Origin of the sequence: Pseudomonas cavernicola (genome assembly GCF_003596405.1) — a bacterium.
Taxonomy (GTDB): Bacteria; Pseudomonadota; Gammaproteobacteria; order Pseudomonadales; family Pseudomonadaceae; genus Aquipseudomonas; species Aquipseudomonas cavernicola.
Window position 1 is genome coordinate 45099 of record NZ_QYUR01000006.1, and the last position, 16411, is coordinate 61509.

A 16411-nucleotide genomic window follows, 5' to 3' on the forward strand; every position below is an offset into this window, starting at 1 on the left:
GTCACAAGCTCAGCGCTCGACGCGAGTCCGGCGCCAAGGCAAGGCACGCCGCAGTTGCACCAGTCGTTGGCGCAGTTCGGCCGGCGCTGCATCCCGGCCGGCATAGCGCTGTGCCTCGAAAGCGGCGGCGAACGCACGAATAGGCTCGGCCTGCGCCGGTAACGCTTGCCCAGCGCGCTCGGCAAAGGCCCGTGCGCCCTCGCCCGCAGCGCGCTGCAAGCCATGCCGCGAGAGCAACCGCTCAAAGTGCTGATACAGACGCTGCTGCAGATCCCGCTCATGACGCCAGGGTTTGAACAGCACTAGCGCAAGCAACCCCAGCAACAACCCACCACCGCCCACCAGCGCGATCACCAGGTCGCGCGCATCCAAACGGCCAAACCAGCGCTGCAACAACTGCAACTGCTGCTCGCCCTGATAGCCCAACACCCAGCGCTGCCAGCCGTAATTGAGGTTATCCCAACCCATTCGTAGCTGGTTCAGCCAACTGATATTGCGATAACGCAGCAGCGACAACGGCGAGCCTTCGAGAAAACTCTGCTCCCCGGCAATGGCTTGCTCCAGCCCCTGTTCGATCCGCTCCGGCGCCACCTGAAACGTCGGATCGACACTGACCCAACCCTGTTCCGGCCGCCAGTATTCGACCCAGGCATGGGCATCGAATTGCCGCACCTGCACGTAATTGCCCGTAGCACTCAGCTCACCGCCCTGATAACCCGCCACCACCCGTGCAGGTATGCCGGCCGCGCGCAGGACGAAGGTCATGGCCCCGGCGAAATGCGCGCAGAAACCACTGCGAGTGCGAAACAGGAACTCATCGATACTATCAACCCCAACCGGCGGTGGCCGAAGGGTGTAAGCGTAGGGCTCACGGTTGAAATGCCTCAGCAGTGCCTGCACCAACGCCTGCGGCTGCGGGTATTGGCGCTTCAGCTCCAGCGCCCATGCCCGGCTACGTGGGTCACCCTGCTCCGGTAACTGCAAGGCGCGGAGCAAAACAGTGGCGGAGGCTACGGGCTCGCGCAAGGCCAGCGGCCAGGAAGTCACCCGATAGAGTAACGCTTGCTCAACCGGCTGTTGCCGCTCCAGGCGGAAATCGCTCATCTGCCGGGTCTGGGCTAAATCCGTCGTCGCCACATCGAGGCTAAACAACCAGGACCGCGCGCTGGGCTGCATGATGATGCTGTAACTCAGCGGCTCACCGCGCTTTTCCCAGGCGGGTTGAGAGGCTGATTGCGCGCCGACGGACTGCGACCAGCGCCGACCATCGAAGCGCTCCAGGGTCAGGGCGCGCCAGTACAGCTGGTTGCGCGGCGGCGCCGAGCCGTCAAAGCTGGCGCGAAAAGCCAACTCGGCGGAACGGCTCAGCTCGGCAATATCCGCCGGCGCCATGCTGTCGGAAAGCCCGCTAACGCCCTGCTCGCTCGGTCCCGGCAGCGACCACAGTGGCCCCAGTCGTGGGAAGAACACAAAGAGCAGCAACATCAACGGCAGTGCTTGCAGGAGCAAGCCGCCCGCCAGGCGCAAGGTCGGCCAAGGGCGCATGGCGAACGTGCTTTGTTGCAAGCCGATCAGCGCCGCCAGCAGAGCAGTGACCGGCAGCAGGCTGAACAGAGCGGCGAGCATGCTGTCATCGAATAAGTAGGCGGTAACCACCGCGAAAAAACCGAGCAGGATCAGCACTAAAGCATCGCGGCGCGTGCGCATTTCCACCAGTTTGAGAATGAAGGCGGCAATCAACAGCACCACCCCAGCGTCCAAACCAATCAAACTGCCGCGCGAGAGCAACACCCCGCAGCCGGCACCCACCGCCAGCCCCACCTTGGCCCAAGCGTTCGGGTAACCCGCGCGCATGCGGAAGATCTGGATGCGCCAGGCCGCGCACCCAAGCCACAAACCGACGATCCACAGTGGCAAATGCGTCAGGTGCGGAATGATCACCAACGCCTGGGCCACCAATAGCCAGGTCAGGCTGACCCGTGGAATCGGCTGGGCTGCACTCATGGCCGACCTAACCGCCGGTCGAGGATCCTGCCGACTTGCCCCCTCCGCTCCGAAGAGGGTTGGCTGAGAGGAAGCTCCCCGAATAATGCCAAGGCGCGCAGGCAGGCTGAGCGATGGCTATCGCCGCTATCCGGCGCCAGCACGCTACCAGGCAGGCTGAGCGCGAAGGGTTGTTGGCGCTCGGACAGTTGCAAGACCCAGTGGCAAAGCAGCGACAGGCGCGCCTCCACGTCACCCTCCAGAGCTGCGAAGTCCAGCCACAGCTCACGCCCGGCCAGCGCCGCAAAATCTTTGACCAGCAAACCCTGCCCCCGGGAATAGGCCTTCCAGTGCAAACGGCGCTTGGAGTCGCCGGGCTGATAGCTTTTCAAACCTTGGAAGTCATCCGCGCCAAGCCCGAGGGTTCGCGCACCGTCATCCTCATCGTCCGCACGGGCACCGGCGGCCAGCGGCAATTCACCCGCGAGCGGACATGGATAGACCAGCAGTGCCTGATCCAGATCGACCCAACTCCAGGCCACCAGAATGCCCAATGGGAAGCGACTTTCCACCCGCAAGCGACCAGGCCGCAGCCAACCACGGTGCAGCGCCGGCCAGCTCAGTTCGCACTCGCTGACGCCCTCTTGCGCCACATCCAGCGTCTGTAGTTCGGCCGACGGCCAGCCCAGGGCGATGGCTTGATGTGCGCGGCCACTACTGACCAGACGCACGCGAAAACGCGCCAACTCACCGACAAACAGTGTCGCGCTTCCCGCGGCCTGCAGCGTCAGGCCCGCCAGATTGCGGTAGGTATGCAGGATGGCGACGATAAATACCGAGGCCAACAGGAAGGTCAGGCCATACGCCAGGCTGTTCTGGTAATTGATCGCGGCCAGCAGCATCAGCCCCAGTGCCAAACCGAACGCGGCGCCGATGCGGGTCGGAATGATAAAGATCCGCCGCTGAGTCAATTGCACACTGGCCGCTGGCGGAATCCGTCGCACCAACCAGCGCCGCCAGCGTGTTTTCAACAGCGCAATCAAAGCGCCGGCACTTCGCGCAGCAGCCACTGGACTAACGCGCCGCCACCATGCCCCGTCGGGTCGGCCCGCTCACGCAGCCGATGGCCGACCACGGACGGCAGCACCGCTTGCACATCTTCCGGAATCACATACTCGCGCTCCGCCAGGAAGGCCCAGGCGCGGGCCGCCGCCAGCAAGGCCAAGCTGGCGCGCGGCGATAAGCCCCAGGCGAACTGCGGCTGAGTCCGGGTGGCCTCGACCAAACGCAGCACATAGTCGACCAGCGCATCGCTGGTGCGGATTTTCGGTACTTCGGCCTGCAACGCCGCCAGTTCGACATGGCTGAGAATCGCCGCAAGGCGCGGCAACAATTCGCGGCGGGCCTCACCGAGCAACAGGGCTTTTTCCGCTGCCTTGGCGGGGTAGCCGAGAGACAGACGCATCAGAAAGCGATCGAGCTGCGACTCCGGCAAGGCGAAAGTGCCGCCCTGGCTGACCGGGTTTTGCGTGGCGATGACAAAGAACGGTTCCGGCAGCGGGCGGGTTGCGCCCTCGATGGTCACCTGCCCTTCCTCCATTGCCTCCAGCAGCGCACTTTGGCTTTTCGGTGTGGCGCGGTTGATCTCATCGGCCAGCACCAGCTCGGCGAAGATCGGGCCGGCATGGAAGGCGAACTGCCCAGTGTCCTTATCGAACACCGAGGTGCCGAGGATATCGCCGGGCAACAAGTCGGAAGTGAACTGAATACGCTGGAAGCTTAGGCCGAGCACTTTGGCCAGAGCATGGCTGAGGGTGGTCTTGCCCATCCCCGGCAGGTCTTCGATCAACAAATGCCCGCGCGCCAACAGACAGGCCAGCGCCAGCCGCACCTGCGGTTCCTTGCCAAGCAGCACCTGATTCACCGCGTACAGACAGGCATTCAGTTTGGTGTGCATGCGTCACTCCTGTTGATCGGACGCTCGATGCTACCGGTGCGCCGGCCTGCGGCAAAGCGTCAGCGACCTTTATCGTGACGGAATACTGAAGCTGGTGGCCTGAGCGGTTGATTCGTTTACTTATCGCGGTACCCGTAGGCTGGATAGAGCCGATTTTGGCGAAACCCAGCCTACGGTCTAGAGCCACCCGCCCCCGCGCTCCGGCCTAGCTGGGGCGGGCCATGTCGAAACGATCGCGGGTCGTGCAATAACGGCTGCCGCCCAGACGCCCGATCAGATCCAGCTTTTGCGGATCAACCCGACCGTGACCATCCAAGATCTGATCATCGATATGCGCCAACAGCACACGGGCGAAGATCAGGTAACAGTTGGGGTTATCCCGTGGATACGGCTGCACTTCAGCCAAAGCGCATTCGAAAGCCACCGCCGCGCCCGCCACCCGTGGTGGCTTGACCTGGCTGGCAGGCACAGTGGCGATACCACAGTGTTCGAACTCGCTGACGCCGTGCGCCAGCTTTGCCGCCGAGGCATTCATCGCTGTCGCCTGCGCAGCCGAAACCAATTGGATCACCAACTCGCCAGTGTCCTGCACGTTGCGCAGGGTGTCCTTGAGGCTACCGTCGTCATGCGCGCCGACATTGACCAGCAGGGTTGGTGGCTCATCGCTGATCACCTGGAAAAAACTGAACGGTGCCAGATTACTCACGCCGTCTTTTGCCAGCGTGGAAACCCAGGCGATGGGCCGCGGCGTGACGGTCGAGGCCAGCCAACGGTAAGTCTCCAACGGGGTCAGGGTGGCGAAATCGAGTTGCATCAACATCTCTCTTTATCTGAACACGGCACAGCTAAACGCAGAGCCATGCGCTTTACCAGCGCCAGCTTCGAATTGAATTGCAAGGGTGTCATACCCACCGTGCTGTACAGCAAGGTTGCCCGGATTCAGTGGGGTTACCAGCGCACCGAATACACCATTGAGATGCGGGGCTGTAGTAGGTAGGCGGTCTATATCACCTATTACCGGAACGAAGAGACCTGCAATGCAATCAGCGATACCGCTCGGGTAGGTGGTCATTAAAACCTACAACACCCTGATCGGCCTGCTACGGGCCTGATCAGGGTGTATCCCGCCAAGTGCTCTCAGCGCCCGGCACGCGACTCGCTGATGTAGAAGCGGGCTTTCTGCGCTTTGGCCGCGCAACCTTCAAATGCTTCGAACTGCTGCTGGGTCTTTGCTGCAGTAAGCAGCGAAAGGGCTTTGGAATAGCTCACGGTGCCGGCAAAACCCTCGGCTTTGGCAAGATCCAGCTCCCGCCAGGCGGTATCCAGTTGACTACCACAGCTATCACGGTAGGCCGTTTTACCGGCGCAACCGGCCAATACCAAAACCATCAGGGGTAAGCAGATCCAAGCTTTCATCAACAACGCTCCTCGAAAAGGGAAAACGGCAAGAGTCTAGTCTGTCAGTAGGACGATGCGGAACCGGAAAAGTGCAGTTCATGACGCAACCGGCAACCGTCCGCTAACCCGGCCGTGTGAATTGGATCACGACGACTGACCGGCGTTTTAAGCCTAGCCCGCCTTGGCGCAGCCGGATGGCACGCGTATCGTCTAAGACACTGCGTTGTGGGGGATCGGCAATGAGCAAACGAGTAGCGCTAGTTCTAGGTTCAGGGGGTGCGCGCGGTTACGCACATATCGGCGCAATCGAAGAGTTGGAGCGGCGCGGCTATGACATCGCCTGTATCGCCGGCTGTTCGATGGGTGCGGTGATCGGCGGGATCTATGCCACCGGTAAGCTGAAAGAATACCGCGAGTGGATCGAGAGCCTGGATTACCTGGATGTGCTGCGCCTGCTCGACGTCAGTTTCCGCCTGGGTGCCATCCGCGGCGAGAAGGTGTTTGGCAAGATCCGCGAGATCGTCGGCGAGATCGATATCGAAGATCTGAGGATTCCCTACACCGCCGTCGCCACCGACCTGACCAACCAACAGGAAATCTGGTTCCAGGAAGGCTGCCTGCACCAGGCCATGCGTGCCTCGGCGGCGATTCCGAGCTTGTTCACGCCGGTCATCCAAGGCAAGCGCATGCTGGTCGACGGCAGCCTGCTCAATCCGTTGCCGATCGTCCCGGTCGTCTCCAGCCATTGCGACCTGATCATCGCGGTCAACCTGAACTCGACGAACCAAAAGCAATACCATCTGCCGGTAATCGAGCGACCGCCGGCGATCAAGAGCCGCATAGACCTGCTGATGGGCTCGCTCGGCGCGCGCCTGCCCTTCCTGCGCAAGGCTGAAGGCAATGGCGAAGAGCTTGTGCTGCAGGAAGAGCAAGCCCTGCCCGCGAGTACGGCCAGCCATAACCCCTGGCTCGGCGAACCGAGCGCAGCGCAAGTGCAAGTGAATGGCACGCCCAAGTCCGCCAGCGGTTCGCGGGTGGCCGAGACCGGCGGCCCGGCGTCGCTGCTGGAGTTGGTCAACCAAAGCTTCGAGGTGATGCAGACTTCGTTGGCGCAGTACAAGATCGCCGGCTACCCGCCGGATATCCTGATCAACGTGCCCAGGCGGGTCTGTCGCTTCTTCGAGTTCTACAAGGCACCGGAGCTGATTGAGCTGGGCCGACAGATCACCAGCGATACGCTGGATAAATACGAAGCGGATTACTGAGGCAGGTCGCGCCAGAGGGGCGAACCGGCAAGCCCCTCAGAACTTGTTCAATATCTGCTGCGCTTGGTCATGCTGCGCTCGCGACGATCTTGGACAAGCTTTCAGCGCTCTCGTAAGCGGTAACCGACACCCGCCTCGGTACTGATAAATCGCGGGTTGGCGGGATCATCCGCGAGCTTCTGCCGCAGATGGCCGACTACCACGCGCAGGTAGTGGCTGTCCTCGACATGGGTTGGCCCCCAGATGTCTTTCAACAGCTGCTGCTGGGTCACCACCCGCCCGGCATGCCGCGCCAATTGAGCCAGCACTGCATATTCCTTACGCGTCAGGCTGATTTCAGCGCCGTCCAGGCTGACCCGGCGATAGGCAAAATCAACACTCAGCGGGCCAATCGTCACCACCACTTGCGGGCTGTCACCGGCTTGCACCTGGCGCAGCAACGCCCGTACGCGGGCGAGAAACTCCTGAATACCGAAGGGTTTGGTCACGTAATCATTCGCGCCGCTGTCCAGCGCCTGGACTTTCTCGGCCTCGCCGGCGCGCACGGAAAGAATCAACACCGGCACCGGCGACCACTCGCGCAGTTCCTTGAGCACGCTATGGCCGTCCATATCCGGCAGACCAAGATCGAGCACCAGTAAATCCGGTTTGCCCAGCGCGGCCTGGGCCAAACCCTCGGTGCCATTGCCGGCTTCGATGACCTTGTAGCCCTGAGCGGCCAGGCTGATGCGTAGGAACTTGCGGATCTGCGGTTCGTCGTCGATGACCAGAATGGTCGATTGGTTGGTCGTCATAAACTCTCGAATCATTGGCGGCGGATGCAGAGTGTAGGGCGAACAAGGCTGCGCCATGTCCAGCCTAGGGTGCTGTCTCGGAAATACGTTCAAGAATTGGCGAGTGAATTTTGTTGCCAGGCAAGGCGCAGTGACGAGTCATAGCCCAGCTATGGCGAGGATCGGCAACGCTGCATGGCGGCAAAAGGCACCGGCAAAATTGAACAGTTATTTTTGAGACAGCACACTACAGGTCATCCTCCAAAACGGGTTGCGGGTGTAACGGTAGATGCAGGGTCAGGCTCGCACCCCGACCGTCCAGCCCCTCACCCACCGTCACGCGGCCACCGTGGGCGCCGAGCATGCCTTGGCAGATGGCCAAGCCCAAGCCCGTACCCTGCCCGCCGCGATCACCACGGGCGGCGGTGTAGAACATGTCGAAGATTTTTTCCCGCTCGGCCTCAGGGATTCCTGGCCCCTGGTCGCTGACGACGATGCGCAGCTCGCCCCCTTCCTGCAAGGCCTCGCCATCAGTCTCAACCGCTATGCGCAGACGACCACCGGCAGGCGAAAAGCGCGCGGCGTTTTCTAGCACATTGATCAACGCCTGCTCGATCAATGCCGGATGTACATAGAGCAACGGCAGCTCAGCGGGCACCTCGGTTTCCACCGCCAGTGGCGTCAGCAGCGGGCGCAACCGCTGCAGAGCGCTGGCGACGATATCCACCGGCGCCACCCAGTCGCGCGCGAGTTTGAGACCGCCATGGCCAAGGCGGGTCATGTCCAGCAGGTTCTGGATATAACGATCGAGCCGCTCGGCTTCATCACGGGTGCTTTCCAGCAACTCGCGACGGTCTTGCGGGCCAATCTGGTCATCCAGCGTCAGCAAACTGTCGATGGCGCCGCGCATGGAAGTCAGCGGTGTGCGCAGGTCATGCGACACCGAGGCGAGCAAGGCACTGCGCAACTGCTCGGTTTCACCATGCAAACGCGCGGCTTCCAGGTCCTCCGCCAACTGTGCACGCGCCAGGGCCTGAGCCAACGGCTGGCCGAGCGCCGCGAGCAAACGCCGGCGAGCAGCCGGTAACGGCTGCTCACTTTTCGGGCTGACCCCAAGCAGCGCCAGCGGGCCGTCTTCGCCAGACAACGGCCACCACCACCAGCGCCCGCTGGGCAAGGTGTCGGTGCCGAGACCGGCCGGTTGATCATGCTGCCAGGCCCATTCCGCCGCGACCCGTTCGGCGTCGCTGAGCTGACGCGAGACACCTGCCTCGACCTTCCAGGCACCATCGTCGCTACGACCGAGCAGACAAACATCCATGTCACTCCAACCGGCGAACTGCTGGCCCGCGGCAGTCAGCACCGCCTGGCGATCAGTGGCAGCGGTAAGTTTGCGAGACAAATCGAGCAGCGCGCCGGTTTCGCTCTGGGTCTCACGCAGGGCATCCAGTTGCCGACGCTGGCGAGCGGCCAGGTTGCCGGTCAGTGCAGCCATCAGCAGAAAGAACAACAGGGTCAGCACATCCTCATGCCGATGGATGGTGAAAGAGAAAATAGGCGGGATAAACAGAAAATCGTAAGCGAGAAAAGACAGTACCGCGCTGGCCAATGCCGGGCCGGAGCTGGTGCGTACCGCCACCAGCAACACGGCAGCGAGGAACACCAGGGAAATGTTCGGCAATTCTAGAACATGCGACACACCCCAGGCCAAGGCAGTCGCCAGCAGCGTGGCGAAAAACGCCAGAGCATAATCGCCCACGCGTGCTGGATAGCGTGGACGAAATGTCGCCGGCACGCGATCGGCCTCGGTATCCAACACGCTGACTTCCAAACCTTCGGCATGCCGCAGCAAACGCTCGGCAACGCCCAGGCCGAACAAGCGGCGGCGCAAGCGCTGCCGACTACGACCGACCAGCACCAGACTGGCCTGGCGCTCATAGGCATGCTGGATCAAGGTTTTCGCCACTTCACCGGCACGCAGGCTAACCACCTCACCGCCGAGGCGTTCAGCCAGTCGCTGGGCCGCCTGCAGATGCGTGCGCGCGACCTCATTGCGCACCCCGCCGGTATCCACATGCACCAAGCTCCAGGGCAGATGGCGCCGTTCGGCCACCCGGCAGGCGTGGCGTACCAGGCGCTCGGCCTGCTCGTCCCCATCCACCGCCACCAACAGGCGGCCGCGTACGGTCGGGGCTTCCTGACCCAGCTGGCGATAACGCTGGTTGAGGTCGGCATCCACCCGCGCCGCAGCGGTCTGCATGGCCAGCTCGCGCAGGGCGGTGAGATTGGTCTGACTGAAGAAGGCGTCGATCGCCGCGCGCGCCTGCTCCGGGACATAGACCTTGCCCTCACGCAGGCGCTCCAGCAGTTCGCGCGGCGGCAGGTCGATCAGCACCAGCTCGTAGGCCTCCTGCAACACCCAGTCCGGCACGGTCTCGCGCACCTGCACGCTGGTGATATCGCGCACCTGGTCATTGAGGCTTTCGATGTGCTGCACGTTGACCGTGGTGTAGACGTCGATGCCAGCCGCCAGCAACTCCTGGATATCCTGCCAGCGCTTGGCGTGGCGGCTGCCGGGGGCATTCGTGTGGGCCAGTTCGTCCACCAGCGCCAGCTTGGGCGGCTTGGCCAGCAGGCCATCGAGGTCCATCTCGGCCAGCTTGATGCCGCGGTAGAGGCTGCGCATCGGCGGCTGCTGCGGCAAGCCGGCGAGCAGCGCTTCGGTTTCGGCGCGGCCATGGGTCTCGACCACCCCGGCGCGCAGGTCGACGCCCTGGCGCAGCTGCGCCTGCGCCGCCAGCAGCATGGCGTAGGTCTTGCCTACCCCCGGCGCGGCGCCGAGAAAGACCTTGAGTCGGCCGCGGCCGCCACGGTTATCCTGATCGGGCGGCAGATCCGCCAGAAAAGCATCGGCGCGGCCGGCATCACTCATCGATGAATTCCCTCAAGGGCTAGGTTAAGCGCCAGCACGTTGACCACCGCCGGCCCCACCAACGGACGTTCGGTATGACTCTCGACCAGGCGCTCGAGCGATTCGCTCGACAGGTTGCGCGCGGCAGCGATGCGCGGGATCTGGTAGCTGGCGGCAGCCGGCGGCAGATGCGGGTCCAGGCCGCTGGCGGAGGTGGTGACCAGCGCCAAGGGTACCGGAGCACCGGTGCCATTGGCCAACACCGCGGCGTCCTTGCCGATGCGTTCGGCCAGGGTCGGGTTGGATTGCGCCAGGTTACTCGCGCCGCTGGAGACGGTGGCGTAAGCGGCCGCCGATGGACGTACATGGAACCAGTCGTCACCCTCGAAAGGCTGGGCGAGCAAGCTGGAGCCGCGGATCTTACCCTCGCTGTCGGCGACCAGGCTGCCCCCCGCCTGCGCGGGGAAGGCGAGCTGAGCCACGCCGGTGACAACCAGGGGATAGGCAACGCCAGTAATCAGGGTCATCAGGGCCAACAGGCTCACGGCGGGACGGAGTTGCTTAAGCATGGTGTTTCTCCAATCTTCAGGGTTTGCACCGAATCAGTCCCCTCTCCCATTCATGGGAGAGGGTTAGGGAGAGGGCTGCGTCGAATAAAGCTACCCTCTCCCCCGCCCTCTCTCCCGTAAACGGGCGAGGGGAGTTAAACCAGGCCTAGCGCGGTCAGCAGCAGGTCGATCAGTTTGATCCCGACGAAGGGCGCGACAATGCCGCCCAGGCCATAGATCAGCAGATTGCGCGCCAGCAGGCTGGAGGCGCTCGCCGCCTTCACCTTGACCCCGCGCAGGGCCAGCGGGATCAACGCGACGATGATCAGCGCGTTGAACACGATGGCCGAGAGGATCGCGCTCTGCGGGCTTGCCAGTTGCATGACGTTGAGCACGCCGAGCTGCGGGTAGAGGCTGGCGAACAGCGCCGGCAGGATGGCGAAGTACTTGGCCACGTCGTTGGCCATGGAGAAGGTGGTCAGCGCGCCACGGGTGACCAGCAGCTCCTTGCCCACCTGCACCACGTCCAGCAGCTTGGTTGGGTCGGAGTCGAGATCCACCAGGTTGGCGGCCTCGCGGGCGGCCTGGGTGCCGTCGTTCATCGCCATGCCGACGTCGGCCTGGGCCAGCGCCGGGGCATCGTTGGCGCCGTCGCCGCACATGGCGACCATCTTGCCGTCGGCCTGCTCCTGGCGGATACGCTGGAGTTTCTTCACCGGCGTGGCCTCGGCGATCACGTCATCGACACCGGCTTCAGCGGCAATCGCGGCAGCGGTCAGTGGGTTGTCGCCGGTCACCATGACGGTGCGAATACCCAACTGGCGCAGCTCGGCGAAACGTTCGCGGATACCCGGCTTGACCACGTCCTTCAGGTGGATGACACCGCGCAGCTTGCCGTCGGCAGTTACCAGCAACGGGGTGCCGCCGCTCTTGGCGATCTTGTCGATTTCCCGCGACAGGGTCGCCGGCACCTCGCCACGCTCAAGGCCAATAAAGGCCAGGGCCGCATCGACCGCACCTTTACGATAGACGTGGCCATTCCAGTCAACCCCGGACAGACGCGTTTCAGCACTGAACGGGATGGCCTCGATCTCGGTCCGCGCCGGCTCAACCATCGGGTACAGGCCACGCAGGTATTCGACGATCGACTTGCCTTCCGGCGTGTCATCGGCCAGCGAGGCCAGCAGCGCAGCCTCGGCCAGTTCCTTGGAGCTGACCCCGGGAGCGGCATAGACCGCGCTGCAGCGACGGTTGCCGAAGGTGATGGTGCCGGTCTTGTCCAGCAGCAGCACATGCACGTCACCGGCGGCTTCCACCGCACGGCCGGACTTGGCGATCACGTTGAGGTGCACCAGGCGATCCATGCCGGCGATGCCGATGGCGGACAGCAGGCCACCAATGGTGGTCGGGATCAGGGTCACCAGCAGCGCCACCAGGAACACCAGCGGCAACTTGCCGCCGGCGAAGATCGCGAACGGCTGCAGGCTCACCACCACCAGCAGAAAGATCAGGCTCAGGCCGATCAGCAGGATGTCCAGCGCCACCTCGTTAGGGGTCTTCTGCCGCTTTGCGCCTTCCACCAGGGCGATCATGCGGTCCAGGGTCGACTCACCCGGGTTCACGCTGATTTTCACCAGCAACCAGTCGGACACCAGGCGGGTATTCCCGGTCACCGCCGAACGGTCGCCGCCGGACTCGCGGATCACCGGCGCGGACTCGCCAGTGATGGCCGCCTCGTTGACCGCGGCGACACCTTCGATCACCTCGCCGTCGCCGGGGATCAATTCGCCGGCCTGGACGCGCACCACGTCACCCTTGCGCAGGGTGCTGGCGGCCACGGTTTCGAACTCGCCGCCGGCCTTGCGGCGATGCGCACTGAGGCCCTGGCTGCCAGCCCGCAGGCTATCGGCACGAGCCTTGCCACGACCTTCGGCAAGCGCCTCGGCGAAGTTGGCGAAGAGCACGGTGAACCACAGCCAGAGGGCCAGTTGCACCGCCACCGCGGTATCCACCGCCGGGTTCGGCACGAAGCACAGAACGGTGGTCAGCACGGCGGTCAATTCGACCACCAACATCACCGGCGACCGTAGCAGCACGCGCGGGTCGAGCTTAACGAAGGCCTGGACCAGCGCCACGCGCCAGAGCGAGCTGACTGAGGCAGTCTGGATTTTTGCGCGCTGTTTCAGCGCTTGAGTCTGAGCGTTCATCTCAATCATTCCTTAGAAGCCAATGCTCAGTTGTTCGGCCAGCGGGCCCAGAGCCAGGGCCGGCAGGAAGGTCAAGCCACCGACCAGCAAAATGGTCAGGGTGAGCAAGGTGACGAACAGCGGGCCATGAGTGGGGAAGCTGTTGGGGCCGAGCGGTGCCGTCTTCTTCGCCGCCAGGCTACCGGCGATGGCCAGTACCGGCAGGATGTAGCCGAAGCGACCGATAATCATGGCCAGGCCGATCATCAGGTTGTGGAACGGCGTGTTGGCGCCGAAACCACCGAAGGCCGAGCCGTTGTTGGCGGCGCCGGAGGTGAAGGCGTAGAGCAGTTGGCTGAAGCCATGCGGACCGGGGTTGCTCACCGAGGCCAGCGGGCCTGGCAGAGTCGCGGCGAAGGAGCCAAGCACCAACACACCGACCGGCATCACCAGCAAGGTGGCGACCAGCAGACGCACTTCCTTGGCTTCCAGCTTCTTGCCCAGGTATTCCGGGGTGCGGCCGACCATCAAACCGGCGAGGAACACCGCGATCAGGACGAACAACAGCATTCCGTACAGACCCGCGCCGACGCCGCCGAAGATCACTTCGCCAAGCATCATGTTGATCATCGGGACCATGCCGCCGATGGCACTCATGCTATCGTGCATGGCGTTCACCGAACCGTTTGACGCAGCGGTGGTGGTCACCGCCCAGAGCATCGAGGCGGTGACGCCGAAACGGCTCTCCTTGCCTTCCAGCGAAGCACTCTGCTCCACCGGCAGACTGGCCAGGGCAGCATTCGGCTGATACTCGGCGACCAGTGCCGTGCCCAGGCCGAGCAGGAACAACACCAGCATGCAGGCCAGGATGGCGCGACTCTGGCGCAGGTCCTTGACGTAGTGGCCGAAGGTGAACACCAGCGCGGCCGGGATCAGGATGATAGAGGCCAGCTCGAACAAGTTGCTCCACGCCGTGGGGTTCTCGAACGGATGCGCGGAGTTGACGCCGAAGAAGCCACCGCCGTTGGTGCCGAGCTGCTTGATGGCTATCTGGCTGGCTGCCGGGCCGAGCGGCACGACCTGGTCGGCACCCTGCAGGGTGACGGCGTTGACGTACTCGGCGAAGGTCTGCGGCACGCCCTGCCAAACCAGGAACAGTGCCAGCAGCAGGCACAGCGGCAGCAGCCCGTAGAGGGTGCCACGGGTCAGATCGACCCAGAAGTTGCCCAGGCTGTGACTGGAACGGCGAGTCAGGCCACGGCACAACGCAACCAGCACGGCCAGGCCGGTAGCGGCGCTGACGAAGTTCTGCACGCCGAGGCCGACCATCTGACTGAAGTAGCTCAGCGCGGCTTCGCCGCTATAGGCTTGCCAGTTGGTATTGGTGACGAAGCTCACCGCAGTGTTGAACGCCAGGGTCCATTCCAGGCCCGACAGTTTCAGCGGATTGAGCGGCAACATGCCTTGCAGCATGAGGATGGCGAACAGCAGCACGAAGCCGGCCAGGTTGAAGGCCAGCAGCGCCAGGGTATAGGTCTTCCAGTCCTGTTCGGACTTTTCGTCGACGCCGGATACGCGGTAGCAGAAACGCTCCACCGGCCTTAGAACAGGTGACAAAAAGGTCCGTTGCCCTTCCATCACCCGGTAATAGAAGCGCCCGAGGAATGGCGCAGACACCAGCACCAACGCTAGGAAGGCCAGAATCAGCAGAATATCTTGGCTGTTCATGACTACTCCTAGGAACGATCGGCGCGCAGCAGCGCCGTCAGCAGATAAATGAACAGTCCCGTGGCCATAGCCAGGGACAACCAATCCAGAACAGTCATGGAACTTCTCTCCTTTGCGCGGTTTTTCCGCTTGGGAGAAATTCTCCGCGGGACGGCGTAAAGGAACGAGACGAAGCGGCCGGGAGCGGCGTAAAGAAGGCGTAAATAAGTGCGTGCCCATCGCCAGTAAGGCGGTCGGCGACGGCAGCATCGACAAGGAGGCGAGCGCCGCCCTCACCGCCCCACCACCGCCATCAGCGAGTGGTAGCAGCCTGGCTCAGTTGTTAGGTCAGTTGGACAGCGATGGCAGCGGCAGTATTAGCGAGAACGAACTGAGTAACCTGTTCAGCGCCTCCAGCGCTGCAAGTTTGTAGGAACAGGCGTGCCTGCGAATGGCTGCATTTCGAGGTCGGCACTGCGCAGCTAAACCAGCGTCAATGCAACTGTTTAAACCTCGGGCGGCGGTTCTTTCGCAACGGGCGCCCTGGCCCCGCCGTCGGCCACCCAGTCGTTGAGCAGGCTAAAAGCAACCGCTAGCAGCGTCGGCCCGAGAAACAGGCCCATAAAACCAAAGGCAAGAATGCCGCCGAATACCCCCAGCAACACGACCACCAACGGCAGGTTGCCACCCCGGCTGATCAGGTAAGGCTTGAGCACGTTGTCTACGCCACTAATGATGAACATGCCCCAGATCCCCAGGAACACGGCATAACCATAGTCGCCCTGCCACACCAGCCAGGCAGTAGCCGGAATCCACACCAACGGCGGGCCCATGGGAATCAGGCTGAAGACGAAAGTGAGAATACCCAGCACCAACGCCCCTGGAATCCCGGCGATCCAGAAGCCAATAAGCGCCAACACAGCCTGTGCCGCAGCAGTACCGATAACCCCATTGACCACGCGCTGAACAGTGCCAGCCACCAGTTCGAGATAGTGCTCTGCCCGTTCGCCAATCAGCCGCTGCAGGCCACTCTGTACCAGCTCGGCCATACGTGGGCCGTCGCGGTAGAAGAAAAATACCAAAACCAAACTCAGCGCCAGCTCCAGAACGCCACCGCCAATCTGCGCGCTACGCGCCAACAACCAATTACCCACCTGCCCCATATAGGGTTTCAAGCTCGCGAAGAAAGCCGAGCCCTGCTGGTCGATAGTCCGCCACAGGCCAACCAGTCGCTCGCCCACCAGCGGAATACCCGCCATCCATTCGGGCGGCGGCGGCAGGCCCTGCACTTGCAGATCCTTGAGCAGATTCAGCGCATCGCGGACATGATCCGCCAGGTTAAAGCCCAGCCACACCAGCGGCACCGCCACCAAGACCATCCAGCCCAATGTGAGCAACCCTGCGGCCAGCGCCGCACGCCCGCCCAGCCAGCGCGTTAGCAAGGTCATCAGCGGCCAACTGGCGAATGCCAGCACGGCAGCCCAAAACAGCGCCGACGAAAACGGCGCCAGCACCCAGATGCTGGCACCGAGCAGCGCCAGCAGCAGAATCTGCACCAGTAAGCGGTCGTTATTGGGCATGTAAATGCTCCATGCAAAGAGAAGGAATTAGCTCGAAAGAGTTATTTTCTTAGAGCGTAGGCTGGGTAGAGCGCAGCGAAACCCAGCGAGGCAAACGCTGGGT

The 16411-nt window shown here is 63.1% G+C and carries 14 protein-coding genes; 2 read left to right on the forward strand and 12 right to left on the reverse strand.

All coding sequences use genetic code 11. The annotated features are described in order from the left end of the window. Positions 1–9 precede the first annotated feature (9 nt). The 5 genes from D3879_RS16290 to D3879_RS16310 all read right to left on the reverse strand — a co-directional run bounded on the left by D3879_RS16290 (position 10) and on the right by D3879_RS16310 (position 5356). Complete coding sequence (locus tag D3879_RS16290) at positions 10–2004, reverse strand: transglutaminase TgpA family protein (protein WP_119955327.1); 1995 nt, start codon at positions 2002–2004, stop codon at positions 10–12. Beyond that, positions 2001–3026: a DUF58 domain-containing protein gene (locus D3879_RS16295; RefSeq protein WP_119956329.1), complete on the reverse strand. Its 1026-nt coding sequence runs from the start codon at positions 3024–3026 to the stop codon at positions 2001–2003. The genes D3879_RS16290 and D3879_RS16295 overlap by 4 nt, the downstream gene beginning before the upstream one ends. Further along, positions 3023–3940: an AAA family ATPase gene (locus D3879_RS16300; RefSeq protein ID WP_119955328.1), complete on the reverse strand. Its 918-nt coding sequence runs from the start codon at positions 3938–3940 to the stop codon at positions 3023–3025. Before D3879_RS16300 ends, D3879_RS16295 begins: the two co-directional genes overlap by 4 nt. A gap of 205 nt (positions 3941–4145) precedes the next feature. Then, entirely contained in the window at positions 4146–4754 is a 609-nt protein-coding gene (locus tag D3879_RS16305) for a flavin reductase family protein (protein ID WP_119955329.1), read from the reverse strand. Between the two features lie 323 nt (positions 4755–5077). Beyond that, positions 5078–5356, reverse strand: a complete 279-nt coding sequence (locus D3879_RS16310; protein ID WP_119955330.1) for a hypothetical protein — start codon at positions 5354–5356, stop codon at positions 5078–5080. Between the two features lie 221 nt (positions 5357–5577). On the opposite strand from D3879_RS16310, the gene D3879_RS16315 reads away from it, so the two are divergent. Further along, a complete protein-coding gene (locus tag D3879_RS16315) occupies positions 5578–6603 on the forward strand; it encodes a patatin-like phospholipase family protein (RefSeq protein ID WP_119955331.1) in 1026 nt (341 codons plus the stop codon). Between the two features lie 101 nt (positions 6604–6704). Here the strand turns inward: D3879_RS16315 and D3879_RS16320 are convergent, their stop codons facing one another. The 6 genes from D3879_RS16320 to D3879_RS16345 all read right to left on the reverse strand — a co-directional run bounded on the left by D3879_RS16320 (position 6705) and on the right by D3879_RS16345 (position 14847). Beyond that, entirely contained in the window at positions 6705–7397 is a 693-nt protein-coding gene (locus D3879_RS16320; RefSeq protein ID WP_119955332.1) for a response regulator, read from the reverse strand. Positions 7398–7623: 226 nt separating this feature from the next. Then, positions 7624–10308, reverse strand: a complete 2685-nt coding sequence (locus D3879_RS16325; RefSeq protein ID WP_119955333.1) for a sensor histidine kinase — start codon at positions 10306–10308, stop codon at positions 7624–7626. Continuing rightward, entirely contained in the window at positions 10305–10856 is a 552-nt protein-coding gene (gene kdpC, locus D3879_RS16330) for a potassium-transporting ATPase subunit KdpC (RefSeq protein ID WP_119955334.1), read from the reverse strand. The genes D3879_RS16325 and kdpC overlap by 4 nt, the downstream gene beginning before the upstream one ends. Positions 10857–10990: 134 nt before the next feature. Next, positions 10991–13042 (reverse strand): potassium-transporting ATPase subunit KdpB, encoded by a 2052-nt coding sequence (kdpB, locus tag D3879_RS16335; RefSeq protein ID WP_119955335.1) that lies wholly within the window; start codon positions 13040–13042, stop codon positions 10991–10993. Positions 13043–13054: 12 nt separating this feature from the next. Beyond that, positions 13055–14749: a potassium-transporting ATPase subunit KdpA gene (gene kdpA / locus D3879_RS16340; protein ID WP_119955336.1), complete on the reverse strand. Its 1695-nt coding sequence runs from the start codon at positions 14747–14749 to the stop codon at positions 13055–13057. Between the two features lie 8 nt (positions 14750–14757). Further along, entirely contained in the window at positions 14758–14847 is a 90-nt protein-coding gene (locus tag D3879_RS16345; RefSeq protein WP_119955337.1) for a K(+)-transporting ATPase subunit F, read from the reverse strand. Between the two features lie 113 nt (positions 14848–14960). On the opposite strand from D3879_RS16345, the gene D3879_RS16350 reads away from it, so the two are divergent. After that, the gene (locus D3879_RS16350; RefSeq protein ID WP_119955338.1) at positions 14961–15161 is read left to right on the forward strand and encodes an EF-hand domain-containing protein; all 201 of its coding nucleotides are present in this window, start codon (positions 14961–14963) and stop codon (positions 15159–15161) included. 73 nt (positions 15162–15234) lie between these two features. Here the strand turns inward: D3879_RS16350 and D3879_RS16355 are convergent, their stop codons facing one another. Then, positions 15235–16308, reverse strand: a complete 1074-nt coding sequence (locus D3879_RS16355; RefSeq protein ID WP_119955339.1) for an AI-2E family transporter — start codon at positions 16306–16308, stop codon at positions 15235–15237. Between the last annotated feature and the right edge of the window lie 103 nt (positions 16309–16411).

What these genes read in the sequence shown, in the direction of transcription:
- D3879_RS16290 (WP_119955327.1), bottom strand. Translation starts at nt 2,004, where the DNA reads ATGAGTGCAGCCCAGCCGATTCCACGGGTCAGCCTGACCTGGCTATTG.
- D3879_RS16300 (WP_119955328.1), bottom strand. Translation starts at nt 3,940, where the DNA reads ATGCACACCAAACTGAATGCCTGTCTGTACGCGGTGAATCAGGTGCTG.
- D3879_RS16305 (WP_119955329.1), bottom strand. Translation starts at nt 4,754, where the DNA reads ATGCAACTCGATTTCGCCACCCTGACCCCGTTGGAGACTTACCGTTGG.
- D3879_RS16310 (WP_119955330.1), bottom strand. Translation starts at nt 5,356, where the DNA reads ATGAAAGCTTGGATCTGCTTACCCCTGATGGTTTTGGTATTGGCCGGT.
- D3879_RS16315 (WP_119955331.1), top strand. Translation starts at nt 5,578, where the DNA reads ATGAGCAAACGAGTAGCGCTAGTTCTAGGTTCAGGGGGTGCGCGCGGT.
- D3879_RS16320 (WP_119955332.1), bottom strand. Translation starts at nt 7,397, where the DNA reads ATGACGACCAACCAATCGACCATTCTGGTCATCGACGACGAACCGCAG.
- D3879_RS16325 (WP_119955333.1), bottom strand. Translation starts at nt 10,308, where the DNA reads ATGAGTGATGCCGGCCGCGCCGATGCTTTTCTGGCGGATCTGCCGCCC.
- kdpC (WP_119955334.1), bottom strand. Translation starts at nt 10,856, where the DNA reads ATGCTTAAGCAACTCCGTCCCGCCGTGAGCCTGTTGGCCCTGATGACC.
- kdpB (WP_119955335.1), bottom strand. Translation starts at nt 13,042, where the DNA reads ATGAACGCTCAGACTCAAGCGCTGAAACAGCGCGCAAAAATCCAGACT.
- kdpA (WP_119955336.1), bottom strand. Translation starts at nt 14,749, where the DNA reads ATGAACAGCCAAGATATTCTGCTGATTCTGGCCTTCCTAGCGTTGGTG.
- D3879_RS16345 (WP_119955337.1), bottom strand. Translation starts at nt 14,847, where the DNA reads ATGACTGTTCTGGATTGGTTGTCCCTGGCTATGGCCACGGGACTGTTC.
- D3879_RS16355 (WP_119955339.1), bottom strand. Translation starts at nt 16,308, where the DNA reads ATGCCCAATAACGACCGCTTACTGGTGCAGATTCTGCTGCTGGCGCTG.